The sequence below is a fragment of the Hydrogenophaga sp. FG152 genome (genome assembly GCF_057809615.1).
The window spans coordinates 253,379-263,264 of sequence record NZ_JBMDKH010000006.1 but is presented as its reverse complement, the minus strand read 5'-3'; the positions used below and the strand labels follow the sequence as shown (position 1 = coordinate 263,264).

14 protein-coding genes are annotated in these 9,886 nt (G+C 69.4%); 13 read left to right on the top strand and 1 reads right to left on the bottom strand.

The features are described from left to right. The 3 genes from flgM to ACODTB_RS10000 all read left to right on the top strand — a co-directional run. On the top strand, positions 1-226 hold a 226-nt coding region (flgM, locus tag ACODTB_RS10010; protein ID WP_488929277.1), incomplete at its 5' end, for a flagellar biosynthesis anti-sigma factor FlgM. Further along, entirely contained in the window at positions 223-648 is a 426-nt protein-coding gene (gene flgN, locus ACODTB_RS10005; protein ID WP_291112504.1) for a flagellar export chaperone FlgN, read from the top strand. The genes flgM and flgN, both read left to right, overlap by 4 nt. Further along, positions 635-1,354, top strand: coding sequence for a glycoside hydrolase family 73 protein (locus ACODTB_RS10000; protein ID WP_291112506.1), 720 nt, complete (start codon positions 635-637; stop codon positions 1,352-1,354). The genes flgN and ACODTB_RS10000 overlap by 14 nt, the downstream gene beginning before the upstream one ends. A 10-nt stretch (positions 1,355-1,364) precedes the next feature. Here ACODTB_RS10000 and flgA read toward each other — a convergent pair whose 3' ends face one another. After that, a complete protein-coding gene (gene flgA / locus ACODTB_RS09995; RefSeq protein ID WP_291112508.1) occupies positions 1,365-2,039 on the bottom strand; it encodes a flagellar basal body P-ring formation chaperone FlgA in 675 nt (224 codons plus the stop codon). Positions 2,040-2,055: 16 nt separating this feature from the next. Between flgA and flgB the strand changes: the two genes are divergently transcribed. From flgB to flgK, 10 genes are read left to right on the top strand one after another with little or no spacing between them, the layout of a single operon-like run. Then, positions 2,056-2,418, top strand: a complete 363-nt coding sequence (gene flgB / locus ACODTB_RS09990; RefSeq protein ID WP_291112510.1) for a flagellar basal body rod protein FlgB — start codon at positions 2,056-2,058, stop codon at positions 2,416-2,418. 2 nt (positions 2,419-2,420) lie between these two features. After that, the gene (gene flgC, locus ACODTB_RS09985; protein ID WP_291112511.1) at positions 2,421-2,840 is read left to right on the top strand and encodes a flagellar basal body rod protein FlgC; all 420 of its coding nucleotides are present in this window, start codon (positions 2,421-2,423) and stop codon (positions 2,838-2,840) included. Positions 2,841-2,842: 2 nt separating this feature from the next. Continuing rightward, positions 2,843-3,511 carry a flagellar hook capping FlgD N-terminal domain-containing protein gene (locus tag ACODTB_RS09980; protein WP_291112513.1) on the top strand — a complete coding sequence of 223 codons (669 nt, stop codon included), beginning with the start codon at positions 2,843-2,845 and terminating at the stop codon, positions 3,509-3,511. A 17-nt stretch (positions 3,512-3,528) separates the two neighbouring features. Then, a complete protein-coding gene (locus tag ACODTB_RS09975; RefSeq protein ID WP_291112515.1) occupies positions 3,529-4,722 on the top strand; it encodes a flagellar hook protein FlgE in 1,194 nt (397 codons plus the stop codon). A 10-nt stretch (positions 4,723-4,732) separates the two neighbouring features. Continuing rightward, positions 4,733-5,461: a flagellar basal-body rod protein FlgF gene (flgF, locus tag ACODTB_RS09970; RefSeq protein ID WP_291112517.1), complete on the top strand. Its 729-nt coding sequence runs from the start codon at positions 4,733-4,735 to the stop codon at positions 5,459-5,461. A 43-nt stretch (positions 5,462-5,504) separates the two neighbouring features. Next, positions 5,505-6,293: a flagellar basal-body rod protein FlgG gene (gene flgG, locus ACODTB_RS09965; protein WP_291112519.1), complete on the top strand. Its 789-nt coding sequence runs from the start codon at positions 5,505-5,507 to the stop codon at positions 6,291-6,293. Beyond that, positions 6,290-6,952, top strand: coding sequence for a flagellar basal body L-ring protein FlgH (gene flgH / locus ACODTB_RS09960; RefSeq protein WP_488929281.1), 663 nt, complete (start codon positions 6,290-6,292; stop codon positions 6,950-6,952). The genes flgG and flgH overlap by 4 nt, the downstream gene beginning before the upstream one ends. A gap of 10 nt (positions 6,953-6,962) precedes the next feature. Further along, entirely contained in the window at positions 6,963-8,111 is a 1,149-nt protein-coding gene (locus ACODTB_RS09955) for a flagellar basal body P-ring protein FlgI (RefSeq protein ID WP_291112523.1), read from the top strand. Between the two features lie 12 nt (positions 8,112-8,123). Further along, entirely contained in the window at positions 8,124-8,504 is a 381-nt protein-coding gene (locus ACODTB_RS09950; RefSeq protein ID WP_488929276.1) for a rod-binding protein, read from the top strand. 3 nt (positions 8,505-8,507) lie between these two features. Beyond that, complete coding sequence (gene flgK, locus ACODTB_RS09945) at positions 8,508-9,884, top strand: flagellar hook-associated protein FlgK (RefSeq protein ID WP_291112527.1); 1,377 nt, start codon at positions 8,508-8,510, stop codon at positions 9,882-9,884. Positions 9,885-9,886 lie beyond the last annotated feature (2 nt).

Genomic DNA, 9,886 nt, shown 5'->3' with positions numbered 1-9,886 from the left:
GCCCCGCACCGACGCGGCCAGCGCCGGCGCGCCCTCGCTGGCCACCGCGCCGGCCGCGCTGGCCTCGGGCGTCATGCAGCCCGCCATGGACGCGCTGCGCGCCCTGTCGGACGTGGACACAGCCCGCGTCGCCGAGATCCGCGAAGCCCTGGCGCGCGGCGAGATCCGCTTCGACGCCGGCAAGCTCGCCAGCCTCATCACGCGTTACCACGGGAGCCGGCCGTGAGCGTGCGGCGCGAGTGCGTGGCCTTCCTGGAGCTGGTGCGCGAAGACCAGACCGACTTCCAGGCCATGCGCGACCTGCTGCAGGCGCAGTTCGACGCCGCGCTGCGCCACGACCCGGTGCGCGTGGCGACCGTCTGCGAATCCATTTCGGCGCTGACCGAGCGCATCACCCAGCGCGGCCAAGAGCGCCTCGCACTGGCGCGGCGCATCAGCGGCACCCAGGGCGATGCCGCTTACGAAATGGTGCAGGCCGTGCTGCCCTTGGGCGTGCGCGCCACCGTGAAGCAGTGGTACACCGACCTGCAGGCGATGGTGGCCGAGTGCCAGCGGCTCAACACCCGCAACTGCGACCTGCTGATGGGCCAGCACGAAATCATGCAGCGCGTGCTCAACGACGAGGTGCACACCTATGCGCCTGCCTGACGCGCGCTTCGCCGCCGGCACCGCCAACCTGGGGGTGGAGGGCATGGCCCCATTGCCGCGAGCGGGCGCGGGCGGCTTCGGCGCCCTCATGCGCTCGGTGGACGGCGAGGTGCGCCGCTTCATCGCGCAGGGCTCGGGCGCCGGCCTGCCTGGCGGGCTCACGCCCGAGGCCGCATCGTTGCGCCTTCGCATGGCTTCGGCCACCGCCGCCAGCCCCGCCACCGGGGCCGGTGTGCCCGAGGCCGAACGCGCCGCTTTCCTCAACCGCATCGCGCCCTGGGCCGAAAACGCCGGCCGCGCGCTGGGCGTGGCGCCCGAGCTGGTGGCTGCGCACGCGGCGCTCGAATCGGGCTGGGGCCTGCAACCGCTGCGCAGCGCCGACGGCAGCGACACGCACAACCTGTTCGGCCTCAAGGCCACGGGCGGCTGGAAGGGCGGCACCACCGACGCGCTCACCACCGAGTTCAGCGAGGGCGAGGCCCACAAGACCACCGAGCGCTTTCGCGCCTACGCCGATCCGGGCGAGGCCTTCCAGGACTACGCGCGCCTGCTGCGCGACAACCCGCGCTACCGGGGCGCCATCAACGCGGGCCAGGACGCCCGGGCCTTCGCCCAGGGCCTGGCGGCGGGCGGCTACGCCACCGATCCGGCCTACGCCGACAAGCTCGAACAGGTGGCCCGCCAGATCCAGGGAGCCAACCGATGAGCCGCCGGCGCTATTCGGCGGGTTCGACCACGCCCTCGTCGACAACGCGCGCGCTCAGCGTCTTGCCCGACGCGGTGTTGCGCACCCGCACCAGCTCGCCGAGCGAGCCGGCCTGCAGGCTCTCGCCCGCGTTCTCCACCGACACGCCGCCCTGGCGTGCGACGATGCGCACGGCCGCCCCGCGCCTGACCAGCACGGCCTTGTTCAGCAGGCGCGCCTGCAGCACCTGGCCTTCGCGCAAGGCGCGCCGGCTCGACTGGCCCAGCGCTTCATCCGCGGTGCCGAGGGCGTCGGCCATCTGCGTCACGTCGCGGCGCTCGGGCCGCACGTCCGCGGCGCTGAGTGCCTTGCCGGCCGCGATGGCCCCGGCGCTCACCAGCACCTCGGCTTCGAGCGCCACGCGCGCCACGAACTCGTGCGTCCAGCCCGGTGTGTCCGGGCAGCTCACCTTGAGCGGCATGCGGGTCGGGTGGCGCGCATCGCCCAGGTCCACCGCGACCGGGCTGGCGCACTGCAGGTTCGCGGGCGCGCGGCTGCCGAGCTTCACGCTCACTTCAGGGGCTTTCCAGCCCAGGTCTGCGGCGTGGGCGAGCCAGTGCGCGCGCACCGCCTGCTCGACCTGCGGCAGCACGGGCGCCGCCACCGCGAGCGCGGGCAGCGCGCCGAACCAGACAAGCAACTTCAAACAGAAAGGACTGCGCATGGGTATCGATATCGGGCAAGTGATTGCGGTGCATGCCGACGCACTGCAGTTGCGGGCGGAGCGGACCAAGGTGCTGGCCTCCAACCTCGCCAACGTGAACACCCCGGGTTACCAGGCCCGCGACATCGACTTCGCCGCCAGCCTGGAGCGGGTGATGAGCGAAGGCGGGGAGGGGGTGGAAACGGGCGATGGCGGCGAGCTGATGTACCGCGTGCCGCACCACCCTTCGGCGGATGGTAACACCGTGGAATTGGGCGTCGAGCAGGCGGCGTTCGCGCAGAACGCGGTCGGCTTCCAGACCAGCCTCACCTTCGTGCAGATGAAATTCAAGGGCCTGGCGCAGGCCATCGCGGGGCAATAAACATGTCGTTCGAAAGCATCAGCCGCATCGCCGGCTCGGCCATGTCGGCCCAGACCGTGCGCCTCAACACCATCGCCAGCAACCTGGCCAACGCCGAGGCCGCCTCGGGCGCCGAAGGCGACACCTACCGCGCGCGCAAGCCCGTGTTCGCCACGATCTACGAGAACGGTGGCAGCGGCGCCACGCCGGGCGCCAGCGTGCAGGTGCTCGACGTGATCCAGAGCGACGAGCCGCTGCGCCGCATGCACCAGCCCGACCACCCGCTGGCCAACGAGGCCGGCGACATCTACCTGCCCAACGTGAACCCCGTGGCCGAGATGACCGACATGATGTCGGCCTCGCGCGCCTTTGAAACCAGCGTCGAGGTGCTGACCCGCACCCGCCAGATGCAGATGGCCGTGCTGCGGCTGGGAGAGTCCTGATCATGGAAGCCATCACCGATCTGACCCAGAAGAACGCGAAGACCGCCGCCGAAGCGCCGGTCAGCGCGAACGCGGACGCCGGCACCAAGGACATGTTCCTCAAGCTGCTGGTGGCGCAGGTGCGCAACCAGAACCCGCTGGAGCCCAGCGACCCGGCCGAGTTCGTCAACCAGCTCACGCAGCTGAGCCAGACCGAGGCGATGCAGAACGTGGTGGCGCAGACGCGCAACAGCGCTTCCATGCTGGAGAGCCTGCAGGTGCTCTCGCTCGGCGCCCAGGTGGGCAGCCAGGTGTCCGTGGTGACCGAGTCGGTGATCTTGGGCACCGACAAGGTCTCGGGCAGTTTCAAGCTCGACGCCGCGAATTCCAACCTGGCGGTGGTGCTCACGGCGCCAGATGGCCAGAAACACCGCGTAGAGCTGGGTGCCCAGAGCGCCGGCTCCGTGTATTTTTCAGTGGACCCCCAGGCCCTGGGCCTGCCGGGTGGCAGCTACGACATCGCCATCGATGGCGGCGAAGGCGTGTCCCCCGATGTGGAGATCCAGAGCGAACTCACCAGCGTGAAGCTCTCGCCCACCGGCGGCGTGCTGCTGCAGGTGGCGCACCTGGGGGACGTGCCTTCCCATGCCATCACCGGCTTTTTCGGCCGCCTGAAGACCTCCAACAGTTGATTTAAGGACCTCCTTCCATGAGCTTCAACATTGCCCTCGGCGGCGTCAACGCCATCAACACCCAGCTGGAAGCGATCAGCAACAACATCGCCAACGCCGGCACCTACGGCTTCAAGTCCAGCCGCGCCAACTTCGCCTCGATGTACGCCGATGGCCAGGCCATCGGTGTGGAGGTCGGCTCCATGTCGCAGACCATCGGTACCAGCGGCGGCGCGCTCAACACCGGCCGCAGCATGGACGCCGCGATTCAGGGCAAGGGCTTCTTCGTCACCAAGGACACCAACGGCGAGACCCTGTTCACCCGCGTGGGCATCTTCGGCGCCGACAAGGACGGCTACGTCACCGACAGCTTCGGCCGCCGCGTGCAGGGCTATGCCGCCATTCCGGGCAGCACGGCGCTCGGCGCCCTGGGCGACATGCAGATCGAAAAGGGACAGCTGCCGGCGCAGGCCAGCAGCACGCTCGACTACGTGGGCAACCTCTCGGCCGACTGGCCCAACCCGGCCGTGGCGCCGTTCTCCCCGACCGACCCGCAGTCGTACAACGGTTCCATGGTCTCGGTGGTCTACGACTCGCAAGGCACCAAGCACACGGTGACGCAGTACTTCGTGAAGACCAACCCGAACGAAGTCACGGTGCACTACACCTTCAACGGCGCGGCCTTGCCCGCGGGCTCGCAGACCGTGCTGCAGTTCAGCACCGCCGGCCAGCTGCTGACCCCGGCCGCACCGGTCACCAAGAACCTGCCGGTGCCGGCCACGGTGGCGCCGATCGCGCTGGCCGTGAACTACAACGGCACGACCCAGTTCGCGGGCCAGGCCACCACCACCGTCAACGCCAGCAACGGCTACGCCTCGGGCTCCTTCGTGGGTGTGGCGCTCGACAAGGACGGCTCGGTGCTGGCCCAGTACAGCAACGGCCTGAAGCAGCGCGTGGGCACCATCGCCCTGGCCAACTTCCCCAACGAAGACGGCCTGGTGCCGGTGAGCGACACCAGCTGGGCCATCTCCAACGCCAGCGGCGAGCCGCTGTACGACGTGCCCGGCGCGGGCCAGGCCGGCACCATCAGCCCCGGCTCGCTGGAGCAGTCCAACGTCGACATGACCGGTGAACTGGTGGGCCTGATGACCGCGCAGCGCAACTACCAGGCCAACACCAAGGTGTTCTCCACCCAGCAGGCCATGACCCAGGCCCTGATGCAGGCCGTCTGAGCCCCTCGCCATGGATGCCCTGATCTACACGGCCATGAGCGGCGCGGAGCGCACGCTGCGCGAGCAGCAGGTGCGCGCCAACAACCTGGCCAATGCGGACACGCCCGGCTTCCGGGCCGATGTCGCGTTCAGCACCGCGCTTGCCACCCCCGGCTATGGCTACGACGACCGCCACATGAGCCAGCTCAATGCCGACGGCGTGAGCGCGCGCAACGGTGTGCTCAAGTCCACCGGCCGTGAGCTGGACGTGGCCATCACGGGCGAGGGCTATTTCGCGGTGCAGCACCGCGACGCGCAGGAGGCCTACACCCGCTCGGGCCAGTTCACCGTGGATGCCGATGGCACGCTGACGGTGAACGGGCGCCCCGTCGTCGGCGATGGCGGCCCCATCGTGTTGCCCGCGTTCACGCGCGTGGACATCGCGGGCGATGGCACGGTCTCGATCCAGCCGCCAGGCCAGGAAGACCTGCAGCCGGTGGACCGCATCAAGACCGTGCGGCCGCTGGGCGGCGAGGTCACGAAGAACGAAGCCGGCCTGATCGTGGCGCGCGACGGCCAGCCCCTGCCGGCCGACGACACCGTGACCATGCGCTCGGGCCACCTCGAAGGCAGCAACGTGTCCGCCGTCGAGGAAATGGTGGCCACCATGACGCTGAGCCGCGATTTCGAGGTGCAGATGAAGCTGTTTGGCTCGGCCGAACGCATGTCCGAAGCGGGCAACCGCCTGGTGCGCGGCTGATCCGGCTCCGGCACCTCCCGTACAACCAACCAGGAAACCGACCATGAATCCCGCCATGTGGGTCAGCAAGACCGGCGTGCAGGCGCAGGACGCCAAGCTGCAGGCCATCGCCAACAACCTCGCCAACGTCAACACCGTGGGCTTCAAGCGCGACCGCGTGATGTTCGAGGACCTGTTCTACCAGGTCGAGCGCCAGCCCGGCACAGCCCGCGACGAGAACACCAACACGCCCACCGGCGTGCAGCTGGGCAATGGCACGCGCGTGGTCGGCACGCAGAAGGTCTTTACCACCGGCAGCCTGCAGACCACCGGCCAGCAGCTGGACGTGGCCATCGTCGGCCAGGGTTTCCTGCAGGTGGAGCTGGCCAACGGCGACACCGCCTACACGCGGGCCGGCCAGCTGCAGACCAGCCCCGAAGGCCGCCTCGTGACGGCGCAGGGCTACCCCATCGTGCCGGACATCACCGTGCCCGCCAACGCGCTGTCCATCGCCATCGGCGAAAACGGCGTGGTCAGCGCCAAGATCGCGGGTGAGACCGAGCTCACCGAGCTCGGCCAGATCACGCTCGCGGGCTTCGTGAACCCCGCCGGCCTGCTGGCGCTGGGCGACAACCTGTTCCAGGAAACCGCCGCCAGCGGCGTGCCCAACGAAGGCGTGCCTGGCGAAGAGGCCTTCGGCAAGCTCAAGCAGGGCGCGCTGGAAGGCTCCAACGTGCAGGTGGTCGAGGAAATGGTGGAGATGATCTCCGCGCAGCGCACCTACGAGATGAACACCAAGGTGCTGTCCGCCGCCGACGGCATGCTGCAGAACCTGGCCCAGGCGGTGCGCTGATGCGCGCGCTGGCCGTCCTCACCCTGGCGGCGGCCACCGTGCTCGGTGGCTGCGCCATCGTGCCGCCCGCGCCACCGCCGCTGGCCGAGGCGCCCATGCCCCCGGTGCAGCCCCCGGCGCGCAAGGGCCAGTCGGGCGGCTTGTTCAACCCGAACTCGGCCTGGGTGCTCACCAACGACAGCCGCGCGTTCCGCTCCGGCGACGTGCTCACCGTCATCCTGGCGGAGACCACGCAGGCCAGCAAGCGCTCGGGCACCAGCCTGGACAAGCGCAGCAGCATGAGCGCGCAACCCCTGAGCATCGCCGGCAAGGTGCTCGACACCAGCATCGGCCTCTCGGCCGACCGCGAGTTCTCGGGCGGCTCCAGCAGCACGCAGCAGAACGCGCTGGAAGGCGCGATCACGGTGGTGGTGCACGAGGTGATGGCCAACGGCCTGTTGCGCGTCTCGGGCGAGAAGAGCCTGTGGCTCAACCAGGGCGAAGAGTTCATCCGCCTGAGCGGCTTCGTGCGCTCCGAGGACATCGACGCCACCAACCGCGTGTCGTCCCAGCGCATCGCCAACGCGCGCATCGCCTATTCCGGCACCGGCACCCTGGCCGATGCCAACAGCCCGGGCTGGCTCACCCGCTTCTTCACTAGTCCCTGGATGCCTTTCTGAGATGCCCGCCATGAACCTCGCCCCGATCCGCGCCGCCCTGGCCCTGGGCGCCGCCCTGCTGGTTTTCGCCTTGCCGGTGCAGGCACAGTCACGGGCGCCATCACAAGCGCCAGGTGTGCCGGCCCGGCCGCTGCACAGCCTGGTCGACGTCGAAGGCATGCGCGAGAACCAGCTGATCGGCTACGGCCTGGTGGTCGGCCTGCAGGGTTCGGGTGACAGCAGCCAGATCCGCTTCTCGGGTCAGACGGTCGAGAACATGCTCAAGCAGTTTGGGGTCAAGCTGCCCGAGCGCAGCAACACCAAGGCGCGCAACGTGGCCACGGTGATGGTCAGCGCGGTCTTCCCTCCGGGCTACCGCAAGGGGCAGAGCATCGACGTGACCGTGTCCTCGATGGGCGATGCCAAGAGCCTGCGCGGCGGCGTGCTGCTGCTCTCGCCGCTGCGCGGCGCCGACGGCGAGGTCTACGCGCTGGCCCAGGGCAACGTGGTGGTGGGCGGGCTATCGGCGCAGGGCGCCAGCGGGTCCAGCGTCACCGTGAACACCCCGACCGCCGGCCGCGTGCCCAACGGCGCCACGGTGGAGCGCGAGATCGAAAGCGACTTCGACACCCGCGAGACCGTGACGCTGAGCCTCAAGCGCCCGCACTTCCAGACCGCCACCAACATCGTCGAGGCCATCAACCGCCAATTCGGCACGCTCGCCACCACGCGCAACGCCACCAGCGTGGACGTGGTCGCCCCCGCGAACCCGACCCAGCGCGTGGCCTTCGTGGCCATGCTGCAGGCGCTGCCGGTGGCCGTGGGCACGGAAACGCCCAAGGTGGTCTTCAACTCGCGCACCGGCACGGTGGTGATCGCCGACGGCGTGCGCGTGCGGCCGGCGGCGGTGTCGCACGGCTCGCTCAAGGTGGTGATCGGCGAACAACCCCTGGTGAGCCAGCCCGCGCCCTTCGGCCGGGGCGAGACCAAGGTGGTGCCGCAATCGAGCGTGGCGGTGGAGCAGGGCAGCGGCCGCATGTTCAGCTGGCCACCGGGCACCAGCCTCAAAGGCATCATCGACACCATCAACAGCACCGGCGCCTCGCCCGACGACATCATGGCCATCCTGCAGGCGCTGGACCAGGCCGGTGCCATCGACGGCGAACTCGTCGTCATCTGAGGCGCGCCCACCATGCAAGCCATTGGACCTTCGGCCTCCGGCGCCGGGCAGCCGGCCGATATCGACCCGGTGCTGCGCGCCAAGGCGGTCGATGCCGCAGAGAAATTCGAGGCCTTCTTCATCTCGCAGAACCTCAAGGCCATGCGCCGCTCCACGCAGGCCCTGGCGAGCGAAGACAGCCCGTTCAACAACAAGATCAACCAGGACATGCTGGACCTGGCCGACAACGTGGTGGCCGACACCATGGCCCGCCAGCGCGCCTTCGGCATCGCCGACGTGATCCTGCGCCAGCTGCTGCCCACGCCCGCCGTGCTTAAGCAAACGCCGGCGGCGGTCGCTCTCCACGAGAAGACCCCGACCGTGCGCGGGGCCGCCACCCCGCTGGAACCCTGACCCATGACCATCCACTACACCGCGCTGACCGGCGCACTGGCCGCGCAGACCGCGCTGGCCGCGGCCAGCCACAACATCGCCAACGTGATGACGCCGGGCTTCACCCGCCAGGGCGCGCTGTTCGCGGCGGTCGGCCCGTTCAAGGGCGGCGTGGCCGCCACCGGCGGCGGCGTTTCGGTGCCTGCGCTGCTGCGCTTCAGCGACGGCTACAAGAACATGCAGATGTGGCAGGCCAACGCCGAACTGGGCCGCTACAACACCTCGCAGCCTTACATGAAGCAGCTCGAGCAGGTGATGGGCGACGACGGCTCCAGCCTCAACAGCGGGCTGGACCTGTTCTTCAACGCCCTCAACGCCGCCAGCGTGGACCCCACCTCCGCGCCTCTGCGCCAGCAGGTGATCACCTCGGCCGAGGCGCTGGCGCAGCGTTTCAACAACCTGAACCAGGTGCTCAACAACCAGCGCGCCTCGGTCGCGCAGCAGCGCACCGCCTCGGTGGCGCAGGTGAATTCGCTGAGCGCGGAGATCGCCGACCTCAACGAAAAGATCGCGGCCACGCGCGCCACCGGCATCAACCCCTCCAGCCTGATGGACGCACGCGACCTCAAGATCGACGCGCTGTCCAACCTGGTGGGCCTGCAGGTGGTCGAGCAGGCCGATGGCAGCGCCAGCGTGTCCCTGCGCAGCGGTGTGCCGCTGGTGGCGGGTTCGCTGGCCGCCACGCTCTCCACCGTCAACAACCCGGACGGCTCCCAGACCCTGAAGCTGGCCTTCGCCAGCGAGTCCTTCACCGTCACCCAGGGCAACCTGGGCGGCCAGCTCGGCGGGCTCGACGAATTCGAGCGCACGGTGCTCAAGCCGGTGATCGACGACGTGGCCGCGCTGGCCGAAGAAATCGCCACGCGGGTGAACACCCAGATGGCCGCCGGCTTCGCCATGGACGGCACGCCGGGCACCGACCTGTTCCAGTTCGACGCCGCCTCCACCGGCCTGCTCAAGGTGGTCAATGGCCTGCTGGGCGAAGACCTGGCGTTCTCCTCGGACCCGACCAAACCCGGCAACAGCGACAACCTGCAGGCCCTCATCGGCCTGCGCGACCAGCCACTGACCGTGCCTTCGCTGGGCACCGTGCGCCTGGGCGACATCTACACCCAGATCGTCGGGCGCCTGGGCACGCAGAACCAGCAGGCGCGCGCCGCGCACGACACCGCCAGGACCGTGCGCAACCAGGCCGAGGAAAGCTGGAAGTCCACCAGCGGCGTGAACACCGACGAGGAGGCCATCAACATCGTGCAGTACCAGCAGATGTACCAGGCCAACATGAAGGTGCTGGCCGTTTCCAACGAGCTGTTCGACACCACGCTGGCCATGTTCGGCTGAAG